Source organism: Amycolatopsis sp. NPDC051371 (assembly GCF_040682155.1).
GTDB lineage: Bacteria > Actinomycetota > Actinomycetes > Mycobacteriales > Pseudonocardiaceae > Amycolatopsis.
The window spans coordinates 73,858-92,618 of record NZ_JBFBAG010000014.1; the positions used below are offsets into that span (position 1 = coordinate 73,858).

The following is an 18,761-nucleotide window of genomic DNA, read 5'->3' on the forward strand; positions in this document are numbered from 1 at the left end:
GGGAGAGAGCCTGCGCCACGCGACGCGGGCGGGCATCCGTGCTCACCACGGATCGGGTACGGAATCATGGCGGGGTGAACGCGCTGCCGTGGGGGGACATCTCGGCCAGGGAGGCCGAGGTGCTGGCGGCCGTCGGCGAGCACCTGACGAACGCGCAGATCGCCGGCCGGCTGCACATCTCGGCCCGCACGGTGGAGAGCCACGTGTCGGCGCTGCTGCGCAAGTGCGGCGCGAGCGACCGTCGCGGGCTGGCCGCGCTCGCCGCCGAAGCGGCCGAAGCCGGGGCGCGGGCCGACGACGCGGTGCTGCCGGAGGCCCGGACCAGTTTCGTCGGCCGCGCCGAGGAGCTCAGGGCCACGGCGACGGCGTTGGAGGCCGGCCGGCTGGTGACCCTCACCGGGCCGGGCGGGGTCGGCAAGACCCGGCTCGCCGTCACGGCGGCCGCCGAGGTGGCCCCGCGGTTCCCGGCCGGCGTGGTGTACCTCGACCTCGTGCCGGTTCCGCCCGGTCAGGTGGTGGCCGCCGCGGCCACCGCGCTCGGCGTCACCGAACGCCCGCCGCGGCCGCTGCTCGACAGCGTGGCCGACCGGGTACGCGGCCGGGCGATGCTGCTGGTGCTCGACAACTGCGAGCACGTGCTCGACGAGGTCGGCGAGCTCGTCGAGGCGCTGGTGCGCACAGGCGGCCGGCTGCGGATCCTTACGACCAGCCGGGAGCGGCTCGGGGTCGCGGGCGAGGAAGCGCACGCCGTGCCGCCGCTGCCGCTCGGCTCGGCCGCCGAGACCCTGTTCCTCGACCGCGCCCGCGGGGTCGACCGGACGTTCACCGCCGCTCCCGCGCTGGTCACCGACGCGTGTGCCCGCCTCGACGGGCTGCCGCTGGCCATCGAGCTGGCGGCGGCGCGAGCGGCCGCCATCGGTGTCGACGGGCTGCTCACCGCGCTCGAGGACCGGCTGCGTGCGGTGGCCGGCGGCCGCGGCGGCGAGGCCCGGCACCACTCGCTGAGCGAGGTGCTCGGGTGGAGCTACGACCTGCTGGAACCCGCGGAACGCGCGTTGTTCCACCGGCTCGCGGTGTTCGCCGCGGGCTTCGACCTCGACGCCGCGGCGGCCGTCTCGCCCCGCGAGCGGCCGAGCACGGTCGCGCACCTGCTCGGCCGGCTGGTCGAGAAGAGCCTGGTGGTGCGGCGCGGCTCCGACCGCACGCGGTACCGGCTGCTGGAGACGGTCCGGGCGTTCGCGCAGGCGCGGTTCGCCGATGACGAGGACCGCGACGAGGTGCTGCGCGCGCACCTGGAGTGGGCGAGCCGGGTCGCCGTGGAGCTGGAAACCGGGCTCGACGAAGACGACCGCGCGGCAGGCTACGACGAGGTGGTCGACGACCTCCGGGCCGCGTTCGCCAGGACCGGCGAGGAGCCGGATCCCGTGGCGCACCGGCTGGGCCGGGCGCTGGCCCACCTCACGTTCGCCCGGGGCTCGTTCGTCGAGTCACGCGCGCACTACCGCGCCGTGGCCGGGCGGGCCACCGCGCCCGCCGACGCCGTCCGGGACCTGCGCAGCGCCTCGGAAGCCGCGCAGTCGCTGGCCGACGGCGACGACGCGTTCGAGCTGCTGCTCACCGGTGCCGGCCGCGCGGGTGCCGAGCGGGACCGGGCCGTCATGCTGGCGCTGGCCGTGACCCTCGCGACCCGCTTCGCCGGGGACTTCCGCCACCCCGTGCCCGCGGCCCGCCGCGCCGAACTGCTGGCGCGGGCGACCCGGACCCCGGTCGAGGACCGCGAGCACGCGGCGGTGCTCGCCACCGCCCGGGCCTGGCAGGCCGGGGCGGACCCGGCCGCCGCCGTCGAGGCCGCGCACGACGCGGGCGATCCGGCGCTGCTGCAGGGTGCCCTGGACAGCGCCAACTCGGCCGCCGCGCGCCGGGGCCGGCTGCGCGAGGCCTACCGCATCGCCCGTGCGCGGCTGGACCTGCTGCCCGGGCTCACCCGGCACCGGCCGGCCGACGGGATCGAGATGTTCGACCTGTTCCACTCCGTCTCGGTGTGCGCGCTGGCGGTGGGTGACCTGCCGGGGGCGCTGGCCATCGCCGCCCGCGCCACCGACCAGGACCCGGTCAACGGCGACTACCCGTTCGTGTCGCTCCTCAAGTACCTGGCGCCGCTCACGCTGTCCGGCCGGTTCGACGAGGCCGTCGAACTCGGCGAGCGCGCGTTCGCCGAGTGGCGCGCCGCGGGGGCCCCGCTCCTGGCGTGGCTCGCGCCGTCGGTGCAGGTGCTGGAGCTGGCGACCGGTCTGCGCGGCGACCACGGGCTCTGGCGGGCCCGCACGCTGGAGTTCGCCGGCCACACCGAACCGCGCGCGAGGCGCCTGGCGGCCACCACGGCCTTCGTGGAGGCCCGGCTGGCCGTCCACACCGGACACCTGACCGACGCGGACCGCTTGGTGCGCAACGCGTTCCAGGAGTTCACCCCACCGTGGTACCGGGCGTACGCGAACGCGGCGGGCGCGGAGCTGGCGGTCCTCGCCCGCTTGCCCGCCGCGAAGGACCGGCTGGACCAGGCGGACCAAACGGCCGAGGAGAACGACTGGGCGGCCGCGTGCGTCGCCCGGGCGCGCGGCAGGTTCACCGGCGACGCCGCCGCGTTCCGCCGGTCCCTGGAGATCTGGGACCGCATCGGCGCGCGGTTCGAGCGGGAGTGCACGGAGGAGGCGGCGGGCTGACCGAAGGGGCGCGGCGGCGAGGGCAAACGTCTTGAATGAGTCATTCAGGTCTTCGGAGGTCCTGAATGACTCATTCAAGACGTTTGGTCCGGGCTGTCGAGCCTGGCTCCGGCAGGCTCGAACGACTCGCAACGCTAGGTGCGGTCCGCGCGGCCCATCCGCCGCTGTACGCGGCCGAGGGCCTCGTCGAGGCGAGCCGCCCGGCCCTCTTCCCGCTCCGCGCGGCGCTCGAGCTTCCACTCGACGTACTCGGCAAGCGTGACGTCCGCCCACTTGCGCTTCACCCGGCGGCGTCGCCGCAGCAGCCGCAGCTCCGCCGCTTCGGCGCGGGCTTCGTCCGGCGGACCGGTCGCCGCCCGCAGCGCGAGACTTTCGCGGGCGCGGTTCGCGCGCCGGGCGAACGTCTTGCTGCGCGGCAGGTTCTTGCGCGTCGATTTGGCGTTCTCGCCGTAGTCGTCGCGCCGGTCCTTCAAGTAGCTGAGCCGCTTCTTCTCCGGCGGCGTCTTGCGCTTCATCCGTCCTCCTCCGGCGCCCAGGAAACACCCGGGCGCCGGAGGCGGCAACGGAATATCAGCGCGGGGCGAGACCGCGGACCTGCTCGAACGGATCCCCGCCCGTCGGGAGCAGCGCGATGATCGGCGTCGTCATCCCGTTGTCCACATAGGACTGCACCTGCTCGCGGCACGACTCGACGCTGCCGTGGATCACCAGCTCGTCCACCACCGAGTCCGGGATCACCTGGTTCGCCTTCTGCCGGTCACCGGCCGCCCACGCCTCGTGCATCGGGGCCAGCGCCTCGCCGCGGCCGAGCCAGTCGTGGAACGCCGCGTACACCGGGACCGTCAGGTAGCTCGAGATCAGCATCCGGCCCAGGCCTCGCGCCGCTTCCGCGTCCTCGGTCGGGCACACGAAGATCCGGGCCGCCAGCTCGACGTCCGGGCCGATCACCGACCGCACCTTCGGCACGTCCGAAGCCGCCAGCCAGTTCGTGATCGCGCCGTCGGCCTCGCGCGCGGCCAGGCGGAGCATGCCCGGGCGCAGGGCCGCCAGCATGATCGACGGCGGCGGGTCGGCCGGGCGCTCCAAGCGGAACTTCGAGACGGCGAACGTGTCGTACTTCTCGCTGACCTTCTCCCCCGCCAGCGCCGAACGCAGGAACCGCAACGTGTCCCGCGACCGTGCGAACGGCTCTTCGAAGGGAGCCGCGTTCCAGTTCGAGACGATCACCGGGGACGACGCGCCGATGCCGAGGACGAACCGGCCCGGCGCCAGCTCCGCGACCGTCGCCGCCTGCATCGCCAGCAGGCCGGGGCCGCGCGTGTACACCGGGACGATCGCCGTGCCCAGCCGCAGCTGGGGCGCCCACTGGGAGGCCAGGACCAACGGCGTGAACGCGTCCGTACCCGCCGTTTCAGCGGTCCACGCGTCGGTGTAGCCCAGGTCCGGCAGCTGTTCGACCATCTCCCGGTGTGCGGTGAGCGGCACCCCGGTCAACGGGATCGTGAGGCCCCAACGACTCATGCGTTCTCCTTGTCCACGGCGGAAAGCTCGCGCAGCAACCAGTCCACCTGCGTGCGCATCAGGTTCTCCGCGACCTCTTCGGCCTGCGGCGTCATGTGGGTGGCCCCGGCGATCGGCAGGAACACGTGCGGCCGCCCCTTCGCCAGCAACGCCGACGACAGCCGCAGCGAGTGCGCGACGAACACGTTGTCGTCGGCCAGCCCGTGCACGATCAGCAGCGCGCGGCTCAGCTCCGCCGCGCTCTCGATCAGCGAGTTGTGCGCGTAGCTCTCGACCTCGTCCTGGGGCTTGCCCAGGTACCGCTCGGTGTAGTGCGTGTCGTACAGCGACCAGTCGGTGACCGGCGCGCCCGCGACCGCCGCGTGGAAGACGTCCGGCCGGCGCAGGACCGCCAGCGCCGACAGGTACCCGCCGTACGACCAGCCCCGGATCGCGACGCGCTCGACGTCCAGCTCGGGGAACCGCGCCGCGGCCGCCTGCAGCGCGTCGACCTGGTCCTGCAGGGTGACGTCGGCGAGCCGGCCGTGAACCTCGCGCTCCCAGACCGCGCCGCGGCCCGGCGTGCCGCGGCCGTCCGCGACGAGCACCGCGAAACCCTGGTCAGCCAGCCACTGCGACGTCAGGAACGCGTTGCGGCTCTGCAGCACGCGCTGGGCGTGCGGGCCACCGTACGGGTCGAGCAGCACCGGCAGCTTGCCTTCGCTCGGCTCGTAGCCGCGCGGCAGGAGCAGCGCCGCGCGCAGGCCGCGCTCCCCCAGCGTCAGCCACGTCAGGTTGGGCACGATGTCCGGGTCCACAGTGGACGTCGCGATCGACGCGACCGGCGCGCCGTCCCGCAGCACCGACACGCGCGGGCCGCTGTGTTCGAGGCTCCACGAGGAAAGCACGGTGACCGCCGCCGATCCGGCGCCGACGTGCACGCCGTCCACAGTGGACAATTTGCGGACCGACGCGCCTTCCGTCCGGAACACGTGGATCTGCGTCGGGTCGGCTTCGGAGGCGCTGAAGAGGATCTCGTCGCCGACGTCGAGCACGGCCCGCAGCTGCAGCCCGGCCGGGGTGACGGCCTCGCCGCCGACGAAGAGCCGGTGGTCGCCGTCGACCATGCCCTCGGTGACCAGGCGCCCGTCGGGCGTCCACGCCGGGACGCCGCCGACGATGTCGATCCAGTGCTGATCGGTGGCGGTGTGGAGCACCGACGTCGAGCCGTCGGTGACGTCGAGCACGAGGACGTCCATCCGCTTCTGGTCGCGCGGCTCCACGGCGAGCAGCGGCGCGCCGCCGGCCGACCAGTGCACCGAGGCCAGGTACTCCCACTCCCCCGGCGCGACGTCCACCCGGGAGCCGTCCAGGCCGAGCACGGAGAGGGACACGAGGGCGTTGGTGGTGCCCGCGGCCGGGTAGGCGACGACGTTGGCCGGGTTCTGCGGGTTGGCCGGGTCGGCGATGGTCCAGCGCGGCACCGGGCCGCGGTCGGACCGCTCGGCCAGGACACTCCGGCCGTCCGGGGACCACCAGTAGCCGCGGGTGCGGTCCATCTCCTCGGCGGCGATGAACTCGGCGAGACCCCAGGCGATGTCCTCGCCGTCTTCCTCGACCAGCACGCGGTCGTCGCCGGTGGCCAGCTCCAGCACGTGCAGCCGCCGGTTCTGCACGTACGCGACGTGCGTGCCGGCCGGGTTCGGGCGCGGGTCGATGACCGAGCCGTCGACGCGCAGCGTCACTTCGCCGGAAGCGAGGTCCAGCGTGTAGAGCTTGCCCGAGAGCGAGAACGCGGCGACGGTGAAGCCGGCGTCGACGCTGTAGTGGACGACGCCGCCGCCGGTCTCGCGGGCGCGTTCGCGGCGCGCCCGCTCCTCGGCCGGCAGCTCCTCTTCCCCGGGCAGCAGCTCGGCGGCGTCGACGAGCTTCGTCTCGGCGCCGGTGGCCAGGTCGGCCGACCACAGGCTGTGCCGGGGGTCGCTGCCCGATTCCGCGCGCAGGAACAGCACGCGCGAGGCGTCCGGGGCGACCCGGAACTCCTTGGGCGCGCCGAGGGTGAAGCGCTGGGTCCGGGCCTGCTTGCGGAGGAACGGGAGGTCGTCGACATCGGTCACGTCCGCACTCTTTCAGACGGTCACGACGGGACGCCAACACCCTTCAGCTTCTTCAGCTCCGCGGCGACGTCGAAGCCCGGCTCCGGGAACCGCGGCTTCAGCTCGGCGAGGGTCTCGATCAGCAGCTCCGCGACGGCCCAGTTCCGGTACCACTTGTGGTCGGCGGGCACGACGTACCAGGGAGCGTGGCCGGTCGACGTCTTCTTGAAGATGTCGGCGTAGGCCTCCTGGTAGGCCGGCCAGTGCGAGCGTGCCTCGAGGTCGCCCGGGTTGTACTTCCAGTGCTTCTCGGGCGTCTCCAGGCGGGCCTTCAGCCGCCGGAGCTGCTCCTCCGGCGAGATGTGCAGGAAGACCTTGACGACGGTCGTGCCCGCGTCGGTCAGCTCCTTCTCGAACGCGTTGATCTCGCCGTAGCGGCGGCGCCGTTCGCTCGCGCTGAGCAGCCCGGACACCCGCGGGACCAGGATGTCCTCGTAGTGCGAGCGGTCGAACACGCCGATCTGGCCCGCCACCGGCAGCTGCCGCCGGATCCGCCAGAGGTAGTGGTGCCGGCGCTCCGCCGTCGTGGGCGCCTTGAACCCGGCGTAGCGGACGCCCATCGGGTTGACCAGGCCGAGCACGTGCGAGACGGTGCCGCCCTTGCCCGAGGTGTCCATGCCCTGCAGCACGAGCAGGACGCTGCGCTGCCCGCCGCCGACGCCCTCGGCGTAGAGCGCCTCCTGCAGCGCGGACAGCCGCTCGCCCGCGCTGTCGAGCTTGGCGAGCGCCTTGGGCTTCTTGCCGGGCCCCACCGGGGCCGAGCCCGGGTCCGGCAGCTCCGCGCCGAGGCGCAGCGCATCCCGGACCCGGCTTCCGTCGTCCTTCTTCGCCATCCCGCGAAGTTACCCGCTCAGGCGGCGGCTTTCTCGGCGAACAATTTCAGCAGTTCGCCGTGTCCACCTTCGCCGGAGACGCCGTCGTGGACCTTCGCCGCGGTCGCGCCGTGCCGTTCGAAGGCGCGGTGCTCCAGCTCGACGCGCGTCGATCTCGGCCCCTCTTCGACGAATCTGACCTCAATCTCGCTGGCGTGCGCGGGATCCGGGTCCACCTTCCAGTCGCCGTCGATCCGCCACGACAGGACCACCCGGGCGGGTGGCTCCCAGACGAGCACCTCGCCCCAGTCGCACTCCGAGCCGTCGGTGGTCCGCTCGAACCAGCGCCCCCCCCGGCTTCGGCTCCAGGACGGCTTCGGCGAGGTCGCCCCGGCCGATGTGGTGCTCGCGCGGCCACCAGCTGTCGAAGGCCTCGGTGTAGGTCTTGAACGCGTGCTCGCGCGAGCACGCGACGGTGATCGTCTTGCGGATCGGCTCGATCGTCATGACTGCTCCTCTTCGGTGGATTCCGCCAGGTCGGCGAAGGACCTCAGCGCGTCCGACCACATCCGGTCGAGGTAGGCGCGCACCGCGGCGATGCCGTCGGGCTCGAGGCGGTACAGCCGCTTCGTGCCCTCGGCCCGGTCCGCGACCAGGCCGGCCTCCTTGAGCACCTTGAGGTGCTGGGAGACGGCCGGGCGGCTGATCGGCAGGTCTGCGGCCAGCTCGCCGACCGCGCGGGGCCCGGCGCGGAGCGCTTCGACGATCGCGCGCCGCGACGGGTCGGCCAGCGCGGCCAGCTGGTCGCTTCCGTAAGTCGCCACGAACCGTAAGTTACGACTTACCGATGAGTCCGTCAACGGCCACGCATCGTTTCGGGGGTGCGACACGACTACTGCGCAACGAACAACGGGTGAAAGCAATGATTCCCGGCTGAATTCTGCGTGTTCTGCCTCTAACCTGAACGTATGACGACGTTCGCCGGCCGGGAGACCGCCGCCCCCACCGCCGCGAGCTACATCGAGCTCGACGAGCGGTGGAGCACGCACAACTACCACCCGCTGCCCGTCGTGATCGCCGAAGCTTCCGGCGCCACGGTGACCGACGTCGAAGGCCGGTCCTACCTCGACTTCCTCTCCGGGTACTCGGCGCTGAACTTCGGCCACCGCCACCCGGACCTGATCGCCGCCGCGGTCGAGCAGCTCGGCCGCGTCACGCTGACCTCGCGGGCGTTCCACCACGACCAGCTGGGCCTGTTCTGCCGCGAGCTGGCCGAGCTGACCGGCACCGAGCTCGTGCTGCCGATGAACTCCGGCGCCGAAGCCGTCGAGTCCGCGGTCAAGATCGCCCGCAAGTGGGCGCACCGGATCAAGGGCGTGCCCGACGGTACCGCCGAAATCATCGTTGGGGCTGAAAATTTCCACGGCCGGACCACCACGATCGTGTCGTTCTCGACCGACGAGACCGCCCGCGCCGACTTCGGCCCGTTCACGCCCGGCTTCGTCACGGTGAAGTACGGCGACGCCGCCGCGCTGCGCGACGCGATCACCCCGCGCACGGCCGCCGTGCTGCTGGAGCCGGTGCAGGGCGAGGCCGGCGTCATCGTGCCGCCGGAGGGCTACTTCGCCGACGTCCGCGCGGCGTGCGACGAGCACGGCGTACTGCTGATCGCCGACGAGATCCAGTCGGGGCTGGCCCGCACCGGCACGGTGCTGGCACTGGACCACGAAGGCGTCCGCGCGGACGTGTACACGCTGGGCAAGGCCCTCGGCGGCGGCATCCTGCCGGTGTCGGCGGTGGCCGGCCGCCGCGACGTGCTGGGCGTGCTGAAGCCGGGCGAGCACGGCTCGACGTTCGGCGGCAACCCCCTGGCCTGCGCGGTCGGGCGCGCGGTGGTCCGCCTGCTGGCCACCGGCGAGTTCCAGCGGCGGTCCACGGAGCTGGGCGCGCACCTCCAGACCCGGCTCGGTGAGCTGATCGGCAACGGGCTGTCCGAGGTCCGCGGGCGCGGCCTGTGGGCGGGCATCGACATCGCCCCGGGCGGGCCGTCGGGCCGCGAGGCGTCCGAGGCGCTGGCGACGCGGGGCGTGCTGTGCAAGGAGACGCACGAGCGCACGCTGCGGGTGGCGCCGCCGCTGGTGATCACCCGCGAGGAGCTGGACCGCGGCATCGACGCGATCGCCGAGGTCATCCGCCCCTGAAACCACCGGATGCCGCCGGGTGAGCCTCCCACCCCGGCGGCATCCGGAGCACAACTTCCCGGCCGGGAGCAGATCGTCCCCTTCGGACGTTGTGCCCGGTATGGGAACAGGGGATTGGGTGGAGCGGCCGCTGGTCGGCGCCGACAGCGTCACGCCGGCCGAGCTGTACGACCGGGGGAAGCGGCTCCGGGACAAGACTCCCGCCGCGGTGCACGACCACGAAGCCGCCGGTGAAGACCGGCCGACGCCCCAGCAGTACTTCGACGCCAGCAACGCCGGACGCCTCCCGGAGCTGACCGAACTCCGCCGCGAACGCATGCTCGCCTCGCCGTTCACCTTCTTCCGCGGCGCCGCCGGGCTGATGGGCGCCGACCTCGCCGGCACGCCGTCCTCCGGGGTCACCGCGCAGCTCTGCGGCGACGCCCACGCCGCCAACTTCGGGCTCTACGGCACCCCCGAAGGCAAGATCGTGATGGACATCAACGACTTCGACGAGACCGTCCCGGGCCCGTGGGAGTGGGACCTCAAGCGGCTCGCGGCCAGCCTCGTGCTGGCCGGCCGCGAGGGCGGTATCGGCGAGTCCGGCTGCCGCGAAGCCGCCGAAGACGCCGTGAAGTCCTACCGCCGCACCATCCGCGCGCTCGCCGACCTGCCGTTCCTGCGCAGCTGGAACGCCCTGCCGGACTCCTCGGTGCTGTCCAAGGCGCGTGCGGACGAGCTGATCGACGACTTCGCCGACGCCGCCGAGAAGGCCCGCAAGAACGACAGCGCGAAGGTCTCCGCGAAGTGGACCGAGCGCGTCGACGACCACGAGACCGGCCTGGCGCGCCACCGGTTCGTCGAGGACCCGCCGGTGCTGACGCACGTCGACGAGCGGACCGCCGAAGCCGTCGCCGCCGGACTGGTGTCCTATGTGGACACCCTGCGCGAGTCCCGGCGGACGTTGATCGCGCGGTACCGCGTCGCCGACGTCGCCTTCCGCGTGGTCGGTACCGGCAGCGTGGGCTTGCGCAGCTACGTCGCCCTGCTGCACGGCAACGACGACGAAGACCTGGTGCTGCAGGTGAAGCAGGCGCAAAAGCCCGCGCTCGCGCCATTCCTGGACCTGCCGGAAGCCGAGCACGAAGGACGCCGGATCGTCGACGGCGCCCGGCTCGTGCAGGCCGAAACCGACGTCCTGCTCGGCTGGACCACGATCGACGGCGTCCCGTACATCGTCCGCCAGTTCCGGAACCTCAAGGGCGACATCGACCCGGCGGCGCTGGAGAAGGACCACCTCGACGACTACGGCCGGCTGGCCGGCGCCCTGCTCGCCCGCGCCCACACGCGGTCGCTGCACCCGAAGCTCCTCGCGGGCTACTTCGCCGACGACTCCGAACTGGACGAGGCGATGGGCGCGTACGCCGTGCGCTACGCCGACCGGACGGAGGCCGACCACGCCGCCTTCTCAGCGACTTGAGGCACTCATGAGGTCGGCGACGTCCGCCGCGCAGCCCCAGGCCAGCGTGATCCCCGAGCCGCCGTGGCCGTAGCAGTGCACGACCTCCCCCACCCGCTCCAGCCGCACCACCGGCCGGAACGGGCGCAGGCCCACCAGCGACCGCAGCACCTCCGCCCCCGCCAAAGCCGGGACCAGCTCGCGGCAGCGGCGCACGATGTCCGCCGTCACGCCGGGGTTCGGCTCGACGTCGCCGCGGCCGGGCTCCTCCGTGCCGCCGCAGACCACGTGGCCGCCCTGCGGGATGACGTACGTGACGCCCGGGCCCGTCTCGTCGACCACGAACTCCGTCAGGCCCGGGTCGCTCAGGTGCACGACCTGCCCACCGATCGGGACCATCGACCCGTCGCCCGCCAAAACCCCCGCGCCCAGGCCCGCCGCGTTGACCACCGGGCCGAGACCCGCCAGCGACGTCAACGACCGGTACTCGACGCGCACGCCCTGCGACACCACCTGCGCGAGCAGCCAGTCCAGGTACACCGGCGTGTCGACCACGGCCGTCGTGAACACCAGCCGGTCACCGTCCCGGACCGGGTCGATCATCGCCGGCAGCCACTGCGGCTCCGGCTCCCCCGGCGCCAGCAGGACCCGGCCGCGGCGGAAGCGCACTCCGGGCGCCTCCTGCGCGCGCAGCACCGCCAAGGTCTCGGCGGTCCAGCGCACGATCCGCTTGTCCGGGCGGCGCACCGGCGGGTACAGCACCCCGCCCGCGGTCGCCGACGTCGTCTCCCCCGGCGGAGCCGCCGCGACGACCTTGACCTCGTGTCCCGCACCGGCCAGCCGGTACGCGCAGCTCAGGCCGATGATCCCGGCCCCCGCCACTGTGATCCGCATCGGTTCCTCCCTCCCCGCATCGTGGCAGACGGCCGTCCCACCGAGTCACGGCTACCCTCGCGCGGGTGAGGACGATGTGGGTGCCGGCCGCGGTCTGCGGGCTGCTCGCGGTGCTGCTGGGACTGCCGTTCGCCGGCGGGACCACCCCCGGCACCGTGGACGCGACGGTCGCCGGCTGGATCGCGCACCTGAGCCCCGGCGTGCTGCGGGCGCTCGTCCTCCCGACCGAGCCGTACGTCGTGATCGCCCTCGGCGTGCTCGCCGTCGTCCTGTGCCTGCGCGCCGGGCGGCGGACCGACGCCGCGTTCGCGCTCGGCGCGCCGCTGCTGGCGATCCTGCTGACGAGCTGGCTGCTGAAACCGCTCTACGACCGGTGGAAGAACGACACCTTGGTCTACCCGAGCGGGCACACGGTGAGCCTGGTCGCGGTGCTGACCGTGCTCGTCCTCGTCACGCGCAAAGCGGTCGTCGCCGTGCTCGCCGCGCTGGCGCTGCTCGCCGCCACGGCCGGGCTGGTCGGCATGGGCTACCACTACCTCACCGACGTCGTCGGCGGGACGCTGTTCGCGGTCGCCGTCGTGCTGCTCACGTGGCCGGTGCCGCGTCGCGTGCCAGCGCCGTCAACCGGCTGACCGCGCGCAGGTACTTCTTGCGGTAGCCGCCGTTCACCATCTCTTCGGTGAACAGCGCCGGCAGCGGCTCGCCGGAGACGACGACCGGGATGGCCCGGTCGTAGAGCCGGTCGGCGAACGCGACCAGCCGCAACGCGACGTTCTGGTCCGGCGCCGGGTGGACGCCGCGCAGGTGCACTCGGGTGACGCCGTCGAGCAGCCGCCCGTAGCGCGACGGGTGCAGCTCGGCCAGGTGCGCGCACAACGCGTCGAAATCGTCCACAGTGGACCCCTCGTGCGCGGCGACGGACTCCTCGAGGACGTCCGGCGTGACCGGTGGCGGCGCGTCCGGCAGGCCGCGGTGGCGGTAGTCCGGGCCGTCGACGCGCACCACGCCGAACCGGGCCGACAGCGTCTGGATCTCGCGCAGGAAGTCCTCGGCGGCGAACCGGCCTTCGCCGAGCTTCTCCGGCAGCGTGTTCGACGTCGCGGCGATGTACACGCCGGCGTCCATCAGTTCCTGCAGCAGCCGCGTGACCAGCGTGGTGTCGCCCGGGTCGTCCAGCTCGAACTCGTCGATGGCCAGGATCCGGTGCTCCGAAAGCCGCCGCACGGCCTCGGCGAAGCCCAGCGCGCCGACCAGGTGGGTCAGTTCCACGAATGTGCCGTACGCCTTGGGCGAGGGCGCCGCGTGCCAGGCCGAGGCGAGCAGGTGGGTCTTGCCGACGCCGAAGCCGCCGTCGAGGTAGAGCCCCATCGGCCCGGCCGGCTCCGGGGAACCGCCAAAGAGCTTGAAGCGCTTCTTCTCCTTGCGCGGGCCGATCTTGGCGGCGAACGCCGAGCAGGCCTCGACCGCGGCGGCCTGGCTCGGCTCGTCCGGGTTCGGGAGGTACGTCTCGAACCGCACGGCGTCGAAGCGCGGCGGGGGCACCAGCGCACCGATCAGCTCGTCGGCGGACAGCTCGGGACGGCGGTCGGTGAGGTGCGCGGCCATGGTCGCAGAGCCTATCCGCGCAGCGGGTGCCGGTCAGCGGGCCTGTCCCCCGGTCGAGACGCAGTTCACGCCCGTGCTGGGATTGTCTGGTGCGGAGCGTGTGGCCCTCTTCGACGGGCGAGCTGACCGGGGCGGACCTGGAAGAGATCTACGCCTACCCGGCGGACCTCGACCGGCCGTGGGTGCAGGTGAACTTCGTCGCTTCGGCCGACGGCGCCGTCGAGGTCGACACGACGTCGGCGGGCCTGTCGCACGCCGCCGACCGGCGGGTCTTCCTGCTCGGGCGCGACCTCGCCGACGTCGTCCTGGTCGGCGCCGGCACCGCTCGCGCGGAGGACTACCGCGGCGTCGTCGCGGGTCCGAAGCGGCTGGAGCGCCGTCGCCGGCTCGGCTTCGAGAGCGTCCCGCCGATCGCCGTCGTGACGCGCACCGCGGACCTCGACCCGGCGTCGCGGCTGTTCACCGAGACCGTCGTTCCCCCGATCGTGGTGACCACCGAAGCCGCTCCTACCGGCGCCCTCGAAGCCGCCGGGGCGGAGATCCTGCGGGCGGGCACCGACGACGTCGACGTCCGTCACGCACTCGATCTGCTGGCCGCGCGCGGGCTGCGTCGCGTCGCCTGCGAGGGCGGCCCGCGGCTGTTCGGCCGGCTCGTCGCGGACGACCTCGTCGACCAGCTGTGCCTGACCGTCGCGCCGCTGCTCGTGGCCGGTCCGGCGGCCCGGATCGCCGCGGGACCGGTGGCCGTGCCGCGCCGGCTCGCGCTGGCGTCGATCCTGGTCGAGGATGGCTTCACGTTCCTGCGCTACCGCCGGGACGCCGGGTGAGCGACGACGCCGGCCTCCTCGCCCGGGCCGCGGCCGGCGACGACGCGGCGTTCGGCGCGCTCGTGCGGCAGCACACCCCGCGGATGTACCGCGTCGCGCTGCGGATCACCGGCAGCGCCGCCGAGGCCGAGGACGTCGTACAGGACTCGTGGCTCGCCGCGTGGCGCTCCCTCGGCTCCTTCCGGAACGAGTCCGCGGTGTCGACCTGGCTCTACCGCGTGGTCACCAACAGCGCGCTCGCGCTGCTGCGGCGGCGCCGGCCCACGATCTCGCTCGACGCGCCGGAACCCGACGGTCAGTCCACTCTGGACAGTGCGCTGCTCGCCGGGGCCGATCCGGGCCCCGAAGGCCGCGTCGTGCGGGCCGAAGAGGTCGACGCGGTGCTGCGCGCGATCGGCAGGCTGGAGGTGTCGCAGCGGGTGCCGCTCGTGCTGCGCGAACTGGAGGGCCTGAGCTACGAAGAAGTCGCCGAAGTGCTCGACGTGAACGTCGGCGCCTTGCGCTCGCGGCTGCACCGGGCCAGGGTGGCGCTGCTCGCCGAGTTGAGGGAGCGGTGATGGCCGAGCTTTCCGACCCCGAGCGGGACCCCCGCTGGGACGCCGTGCGCGCGGCTGCCCGGCGCCGGGTGCCGACCCCGCCCGGCCTGGTCGAACGCGTGCTGCGGGCCGTCGCGCGCGGCCGCCGGACGGCCGTCGAGGTGCCCGGCGAGGCGGGCAGCCTGCGCGTCACCGAAAACGTCGTCGCGCGGCTGGCCTCGGCCATCGCAGCCGAGCGGGCGCCCGACGGGGTGCGGGTGTCGGCCGTCGCGGTCGAGGACGACGCCGTGCAGGTGCTCGTGTCGGTCCGGTTCGGCGTCGCCGCCGACGCGGCCGCCGAGGCGCTGCGGGAGGAGATCACCGCGGAGCTGTCTCGTCAGCTCGGGGTGGCCACGACGGTGAACGTGCACGTCGTGGACGTCCACCCCGGCTAGGCGTTCCCCCGTTCGGGGGACCTTGCGTGAGGTTTGCGCGCTCGCGGGCATCGTACGGGCGAGACACCGCCGCGAGAGGAGCCCGCACGCATGTACCCGGAACGGACCGAAAGCCCCGGCACGGTCACCCCGCTCAACGAAGAGGGCGCCGCCGGCCGCACCACGATCTCGTCGGTGGTCGTGCAGAAGGTGGCCGGCCTGGCGACCCGCGAGGTCGCCGGGGTGCACGCCCTGGGCGGCGGCGGGGTGTCCCGCGCACTCGGCGCCCTGCGCGAACGCATCCCCGGCTCCGGCACGGTCACGACCGCCGGCGTCGCGGTGGAGGTCGGCGAGAAGCAGACGGCGATCGACCTCGACGTCGTCGTGGAGTACGGCGCGCGCATCGCCGACGTCGCCCGCGCGGTGCGGCGCAACGTGATCACCGCGGTCGAGCAGATCACCGGCCTCGAGGTGATCGAGGTCAACATCGCCGTCAACGACATCCACCTGCCGGGCGAGGAAGAAATCGAATCGACGCGGGTGGAATGACCGGGCGCGACGCGGGCGACGCGGCGAGCCGGGCGGCCTTCCGCGCGTTCGTGCGCGCGCACCACCCGGACGTGGGCGGTGACCCGGCGCAGTTCGCGGCCGGGCTGGCCCGCTTCCGGGCCGGGGAACCGGCCGTCGTCGAGTCCGAAGTGGACAGTTCGCGCTACGACGCTCGATGAGCTTCGTCGCCCGGCGCCGCGGGATCGCCGCGATGGTGGCCCGCTTCCGCCGTCGTCCGCCCCGGGTGCGGTGACCCGCACCCGCTCCCAGCAAGGACCGTCCAAGGAGGACATGTGAACGCAACGCAGACCGGGCTCCTGGCCGGGCTGATCCTCGGCCTCGCCGCGTCCCAGGGGTTCACCGCGTTCCTGGTGACCCTGGCCGTCGGCATCATCGGCCTGGTCGCCGGCCGGGTCCTCGACGGCGAGCTCGACCTCGGCGAGCTCTTCGGCAAGGGCCGCGACAAGTGAGCCGCGTCCTGGACGTGCCGCGCGACCTCGCCGAACCGGCCGAGCGCGGCACCCTCACCGTCGGGCACGCCGTGGTGCGCAAGGTCGCCCAGCACGCCGCCGACCAGGTGCCCGGGACCTCCCGGGACGCCGAGAAGGGCGCCAAGGCGAAGGTCGGCGGCCTCGACAACGACGTCGACCTCGCCCTCGACCTCGCTCTGCAGTACCCGGCGCCGGTGCGCACCGTCGTCGGCGTCGTGCGCGAGAAGGTCACCGAGGAGGTCGAGCTGCTCACCGGCTACCACGTGCGCACCCTGGCCGTGACGGTGTCGGCGCTCCTGCCGGACGTGCCGCCGAGGGTGCGGTAGCCGTGCGTCCGCTCGTCCGCCTCCTGTCCACGCTGCTCGCCCTGACCGTCGCGGCCGCCGGGGCGCTGCTCGCGCTCGAAGTCGGCTGGCACTGGTGGCGCCCGGAATCGGGCCCGCTGCTGGTGCCGTGGCCGCGCTGGCAGGCCGAGCTCGCGTCGCTGGGCTGGGACGCCTACGCGGTGCGCGTCGGCGCCGGCGTGCTCGCCGCCGCCGGCCTCGTCCTGCTGCTGTGCGCCCTGGGCGCCGGGAACCGCGCGATCCGGCTCACCGACCCGGCCGACGAGGTGAGCGTCTCGACGTCGCCGCGCTCGCTGGCCCGGCTGGTCGGGCTCACCGTGCGCGCCCAGGACAACGTCGCCGGCGCGACGGTCACCGCGAGCGCCCGCCGCGTCCGCGTCCGCGCGAAGAGCACCCTCGAAACCGAGGGCGAGCTGCGGCCTCGGCTGCTGGCGACGGTGTCCGCGCTGCTCGACGACGTCCCGCTCGTGCGGCGGCCGAAGGTGTCCGTCGTGGTCGACTCCCCCAAGGACCGCCGATGAGCAAATCTGTCGCCGCGAAGGCGCTCTCCCGGTCGTACACGGGCGAACGCACCTGGGCGTTCCTCGTCGGGCTGCTGGCCCTGGCCGGCGGGGCGCTCGCCCTCGTGGTCGGCTTCGGCCTGCTCGGCGAGTTCCGCGGCCGCCGGCCGCTGCTCGACCCGATGGCCCTCGACTGGCTCGGCGGCCACGCCACGCCCGCCCGGATCGTCGCGATCGTGCTCGGCGTCCTGCTCCTGGTGCTCGGCCTGCGGGGGACGCTGCGTTCGCTGCGCCCGGAACCGCGGCCCGACGTGGACCTCGACCGGACCGAGGGCGCGGAGCTCGTCGTCACCGCCGCCGCGATCTCCGGCGCCGTCCAGGCCGACGCGGAACAGCTCGACGGCGTGAGCCGGGCCCGGGTCCGCGCGGTCGGCTCGCGGACGTCTCCCGCCTTGCGCGTCACCCTGTGGCTGAACGAGGGAACCGACCTCAGAAGCGTCTGGACGGAGCTGGACACGCGCGTCCTGACCAGGGCGCGGGAGTCGCTCGGCCTCGACGTCCTCCCCACGGCCGTCCGCCTGGAACTCGACACGAGCGCGGCGAAACGCGTGCGCTGAGCGGCGACTTTCCGCAGAATGCGGGCATGCCCCTACCGCTGCAGCCGCCGCTGAAGCCGATGCTCGCCAAGCCCGCGAAGGCCATCCCGGACTCCGGGGGCCTGCTGTTCGAGCCGAAGTGGGACGGCTTCCGCTGCATCGTCTTCAAGGACGGCGACGAGCTGTACCTGCAGTCCCGCGCGGAAAAGCCGCTCAACCGGTACTTCCCGGAGGCGGTCGCGCGGCTGCTGGAGATCCTGCCACCGCGGGTCGTGCTGGACGGCGAGCTCGTCGTCGCGCGCGGCGGGCGGCTCAATTTCGACGCGCTCACCGAGCGGATCCACCCCGCCGAAAGCCGCATCACACTCTTGGCCGCCGAGCAGCCCGCCGAGTTCGTCGCCTTCGACGTCCTCGCGCTCGACGACGAGTCCCTGCTGGACGAGCCGACGTCCGCCCGCCGCGAACGGCTCGTCGAGCTGGCCGGCGACCGGTTCGCGCTCACCCCGGCCACGACCGACCCCGCCACCGCGCGGCACTGGTTCGAGCTGTTCGAGGGCGCGGGCCTCGACGGCGTCATCGGCAAGCCCCTGGACGAGCCGTACACGCCGGGCAAGCGCGTCCTGCACAAGTACAAGCACCTGCGCACCGCCGACTGCGTCCTGGCCGGGCTGCGCTGGCACGTCGACGGCGGCCCCGGCGAACTCGTCGGCAGCTTTCTCCTGGGCCTGTTCGACGACGCCGGCGTGCTGCACCACGTCGGCACCATCGGGTCGTTCCCCAAGGAACGCCGTCGCGAACTCGCCGAAGAACTCGCGCCGCTGGTCACCGACGGCGAGGAGCACCCCTGGGGCGGCAAGGCCACCGGCGAGGCCCAGCGGATCCCCGGCGGCATCACCCGCTGGCGCGCCACCGAGCACGAGTGGGTGCCGCTGCGGCCCGAGCGCGTCGTCGAGGCGGCCTACGAGAACACCGAAGGCGGGATGCCGTCGCGGTTCCGGCACAACGCGCGGTTCGTCCGGTGGCGCCCGGACCGCGAGCCCGCGTCGTGCGACTACGGCCAGCTGGAGGAGCCCGCCCGGTACGACCTCGACGCCGTGTTCCGCGGCCAGGTGGTGCGGACCCGCTAACCCTCGTCCCACACCGGCCGTGCGAAGCTCGGCCCTGCTTTCGAAGCAACAC

The 18,761-nt window shown here is 73.6% G+C and carries 21 protein-coding genes and 1 pseudogene; 14 read left to right on the forward strand and 8 right to left on the reverse strand.

What is annotated here, in order from left to right; translation table 11 throughout:
• The first annotated feature begins 74 nt into the window (after window positions 1-74).
• Window positions 75-2,720, forward strand: a complete 2,646-nt coding sequence (locus tag AB0M59_RS19075) for a LuxR C-terminal-related transcriptional regulator (RefSeq protein WP_364616632.1) — start codon at window positions 75-77, stop codon at window positions 2,718-2,720.
• A gap of 134 nt (window positions 2,721-2,854) precedes the next feature.
• On the opposite strand, the gene AB0M59_RS19080 is transcribed toward AB0M59_RS19075, so the two are convergent.
• The 6 genes and pseudogenes from AB0M59_RS19080 to AB0M59_RS19105 all read right to left on the reverse strand — a co-directional run bounded on the left by AB0M59_RS19080 (window position 2,855) and on the right by AB0M59_RS19105 (window position 8,012).
• A complete protein-coding gene (locus tag AB0M59_RS19080) occupies window positions 2,855-3,235 on the reverse strand; it encodes a hypothetical protein (protein ID WP_364616634.1) in 381 nt (126 codons plus the stop codon).
• A gap of 55 nt (window positions 3,236-3,290) precedes the next feature.
• Window positions 3,291-4,241, reverse strand: a complete 951-nt coding sequence (locus AB0M59_RS19085) for an LLM class F420-dependent oxidoreductase (protein ID WP_364616636.1) — start codon at window positions 4,239-4,241, stop codon at window positions 3,291-3,293.
• Window positions 4,238-6,337, reverse strand: a complete 2,100-nt coding sequence (locus tag AB0M59_RS19090) for a prolyl oligopeptidase family serine peptidase (RefSeq protein WP_364616638.1) — start codon at window positions 6,335-6,337, stop codon at window positions 4,238-4,240. The genes AB0M59_RS19085 and AB0M59_RS19090 overlap by 4 nt, the downstream gene beginning before the upstream one ends.
• A gap of 20 nt (window positions 6,338-6,357) precedes the next feature.
• Window positions 6,358-7,209, reverse strand: coding sequence for a PPK2 family polyphosphate kinase (locus AB0M59_RS19095; RefSeq protein WP_364616640.1), 852 nt, complete (start codon window positions 7,207-7,209; stop codon window positions 6,358-6,360).
• Between the two features lie 17 nt (window positions 7,210-7,226).
• Window positions 7,227-7,496: pseudogene (locus AB0M59_RS19100) on the reverse strand (SRPBCC domain-containing protein); the annotation flags it as partial.
• A 195-nt stretch (window positions 7,497-7,691) separates the two neighbouring features.
• The gene (locus AB0M59_RS19105) at window positions 7,692-8,012 is read right to left on the reverse strand and encodes a metalloregulator ArsR/SmtB family transcription factor (RefSeq protein ID WP_364616642.1); all 321 of its coding nucleotides are present in this window, start codon (window positions 8,010-8,012) and stop codon (window positions 7,692-7,694) included.
• Between the two features lie 144 nt (window positions 8,013-8,156).
• Here AB0M59_RS19105 and rocD point away from each other — a divergent pair, with 144 nt between their 5' ends.
• Window positions 8,157-9,389 carry an ornithine--oxo-acid transaminase gene (gene rocD / locus AB0M59_RS19110; protein ID WP_364616644.1) on the forward strand — a complete coding sequence of 411 codons (1,233 nt, stop codon included), beginning with the start codon at window positions 8,157-8,159 and terminating at the stop codon, window positions 9,387-9,389.
• 100 nt (window positions 9,390-9,489) lie between these two features.
• Window positions 9,490-10,848 carry a DUF2252 domain-containing protein gene (locus tag AB0M59_RS19115; protein ID WP_364616646.1) on the forward strand — a complete coding sequence of 453 codons (1,359 nt, stop codon included), beginning with the start codon at window positions 9,490-9,492 and terminating at the stop codon, window positions 10,846-10,848.
• On the opposite strand, the gene AB0M59_RS19120 is transcribed toward AB0M59_RS19115, so the two are convergent.
• Entirely contained in the window at window positions 10,837-11,721 is an 885-nt protein-coding gene (locus AB0M59_RS19120) for an FAD-dependent oxidoreductase (protein WP_364616647.1), read from the reverse strand. The genes AB0M59_RS19115 and AB0M59_RS19120 overlap by 12 nt on opposite strands.
• A gap of 80 nt (window positions 11,722-11,801) precedes the next feature.
• Here AB0M59_RS19120 and AB0M59_RS19125 point away from each other — a divergent pair, with 80 nt between their 5' ends.
• Window positions 11,802-12,353 carry a phosphatase PAP2 family protein gene (locus tag AB0M59_RS19125; RefSeq protein ID WP_364616815.1) on the forward strand — a complete coding sequence of 184 codons (552 nt, stop codon included), beginning with the start codon at window positions 11,802-11,804 and terminating at the stop codon, window positions 12,351-12,353.
• On the opposite strand, the gene zapE is transcribed toward AB0M59_RS19125, so the two are convergent.
• Window positions 12,307-13,326, reverse strand: a complete 1,020-nt coding sequence (gene zapE / locus AB0M59_RS19130; RefSeq protein WP_364616649.1) for a cell division protein ZapE — start codon at window positions 13,324-13,326, stop codon at window positions 12,307-12,309. The two genes, AB0M59_RS19125 and zapE, sit on opposite strands and share 47 nt — an antisense overlap.
• Window positions 13,327-13,415: 89 nt before the next feature.
• On the opposite strand from zapE, the gene AB0M59_RS19135 reads away from it, so the two are divergent.
• The 10 genes from AB0M59_RS19135 (at window position 13,416) to AB0M59_RS19180 (ending at window position 18,709) form a co-directional block, all read left to right on the forward strand.
• On the forward strand, window positions 13,416-14,153 hold the full coding sequence (locus AB0M59_RS19135; RefSeq protein ID WP_364616651.1) for a pyrimidine reductase family protein: 738 nt from the start codon (window positions 13,416-13,418) through the stop codon (window positions 14,151-14,153).
• Complete coding sequence (locus tag AB0M59_RS19140; RefSeq protein WP_364616652.1) at window positions 14,150-14,710, forward strand: sigma-70 family RNA polymerase sigma factor; 561 nt, start codon at window positions 14,150-14,152, stop codon at window positions 14,708-14,710. The genes AB0M59_RS19135 and AB0M59_RS19140 overlap by 4 nt, the downstream gene beginning before the upstream one ends.
• Window positions 14,710-15,123, forward strand: coding sequence for an Asp23/Gls24 family envelope stress response protein (locus AB0M59_RS19145; RefSeq protein ID WP_364616654.1), 414 nt, complete (start codon window positions 14,710-14,712; stop codon window positions 15,121-15,123). The genes AB0M59_RS19140 and AB0M59_RS19145 overlap by 1 nt, the downstream gene beginning before the upstream one ends.
• Window positions 15,124-15,213: 90 nt before the next feature.
• On the forward strand, window positions 15,214-15,651 hold the full coding sequence (locus tag AB0M59_RS19150; protein WP_364616656.1) for an Asp23/Gls24 family envelope stress response protein: 438 nt from the start codon (window positions 15,214-15,216) through the stop codon (window positions 15,649-15,651).
• The gene (locus tag AB0M59_RS19155) at window positions 15,648-15,830 is read left to right on the forward strand and encodes a hypothetical protein (RefSeq protein ID WP_364616658.1); all 183 of its coding nucleotides are present in this window, start codon (window positions 15,648-15,650) and stop codon (window positions 15,828-15,830) included. The genes AB0M59_RS19150 and AB0M59_RS19155 overlap by 4 nt, the downstream gene beginning before the upstream one ends.
• Window positions 15,831-15,944: 114 nt before the next feature.
• The gene (locus AB0M59_RS19160; RefSeq protein WP_086674141.1) at window positions 15,945-16,121 is read left to right on the forward strand and encodes a hypothetical protein; all 177 of its coding nucleotides are present in this window, start codon (window positions 15,945-15,947) and stop codon (window positions 16,119-16,121) included.
• Window positions 16,118-16,468 carry an Asp23/Gls24 family envelope stress response protein gene (locus tag AB0M59_RS19165; protein WP_364616660.1) on the forward strand — a complete coding sequence of 117 codons (351 nt, stop codon included), beginning with the start codon at window positions 16,118-16,120 and terminating at the stop codon, window positions 16,466-16,468. Before AB0M59_RS19160 ends, AB0M59_RS19165 begins: the two co-directional genes overlap by 4 nt.
• 2 nt (window positions 16,469-16,470) lie before the next feature.
• The gene (locus tag AB0M59_RS19170) at window positions 16,471-17,007 is read left to right on the forward strand and encodes a DUF6286 domain-containing protein (RefSeq protein ID WP_364616662.1); all 537 of its coding nucleotides are present in this window, start codon (window positions 16,471-16,473) and stop codon (window positions 17,005-17,007) included.
• A complete protein-coding gene (locus AB0M59_RS19175) occupies window positions 17,004-17,603 on the forward strand; it encodes an alkaline shock response membrane anchor protein AmaP (protein ID WP_364616664.1) in 600 nt (199 codons plus the stop codon). The genes AB0M59_RS19170 and AB0M59_RS19175 overlap by 4 nt, the downstream gene beginning before the upstream one ends.
• A gap of 26 nt (window positions 17,604-17,629) precedes the next feature.
• Window positions 17,630-18,709, forward strand: a complete 1,080-nt coding sequence (locus tag AB0M59_RS19180; RefSeq protein ID WP_364616666.1) for an ATP-dependent DNA ligase — start codon at window positions 17,630-17,632, stop codon at window positions 18,707-18,709.
• The last annotated feature ends 52 nt before the right edge of the window (window positions 18,710-18,761 follow it).

Bases quoted from the DNA above. Each gene is read 5' to 3' on its own strand.
- AB0M59_RS19085 (WP_364616636.1), bottom strand. From the start codon at position 4,241: ATGAGTCGTTGGGGCCTCACGATCCCGTTGACCGGGGTGCCGCTCACC.
- AB0M59_RS19150 (WP_364616656.1), top strand. From the start codon at position 15,214: ATGTACCCGGAACGGACCGAAAGCCCCGGCACGGTCACCCCGCTCAAC.
- AB0M59_RS19175 (WP_364616664.1), top strand. From the start codon at position 17,004: ATGAGCAAATCTGTCGCCGCGAAGGCGCTCTCCCGGTCGTACACGGGC.
- AB0M59_RS19145 (WP_364616654.1), top strand. From the start codon at position 14,710: ATGGCCGAGCTTTCCGACCCCGAGCGGGACCCCCGCTGGGACGCCGTG.
- AB0M59_RS19120 (WP_364616647.1), bottom strand. From the start codon at position 11,721: ATGCGGATCACAGTGGCGGGGGCCGGGATCATCGGCCTGAGCTGCGCG.
- AB0M59_RS19115 (WP_364616646.1), top strand. From the start codon at position 9,490: ATGGGAACAGGGGATTGGGTGGAGCGGCCGCTGGTCGGCGCCGACAGC.
- AB0M59_RS19080 (WP_364616634.1), bottom strand. From the start codon at position 3,235: ATGAAGCGCAAGACGCCGCCGGAGAAGAAGCGGCTCAGCTACTTGAAG.
- AB0M59_RS19095 (WP_364616640.1), bottom strand. From the start codon at position 7,209: ATGGCGAAGAAGGACGACGGAAGCCGGGTCCGGGATGCGCTGCGCCTC.
- rocD (WP_364616644.1), top strand. From the start codon at position 8,157: ATGACGACGTTCGCCGGCCGGGAGACCGCCGCCCCCACCGCCGCGAGC.
- zapE (WP_364616649.1), bottom strand. From the start codon at position 13,326: ATGGCCGCGCACCTCACCGACCGCCGTCCCGAGCTGTCCGCCGACGAG.
- AB0M59_RS19180 (WP_364616666.1), top strand. From the start codon at position 17,630: ATGCCCCTACCGCTGCAGCCGCCGCTGAAGCCGATGCTCGCCAAGCCC.
- AB0M59_RS19155 (WP_364616658.1), top strand. From the start codon at position 15,648: ATGACCGGGCGCGACGCGGGCGACGCGGCGAGCCGGGCGGCCTTCCGC.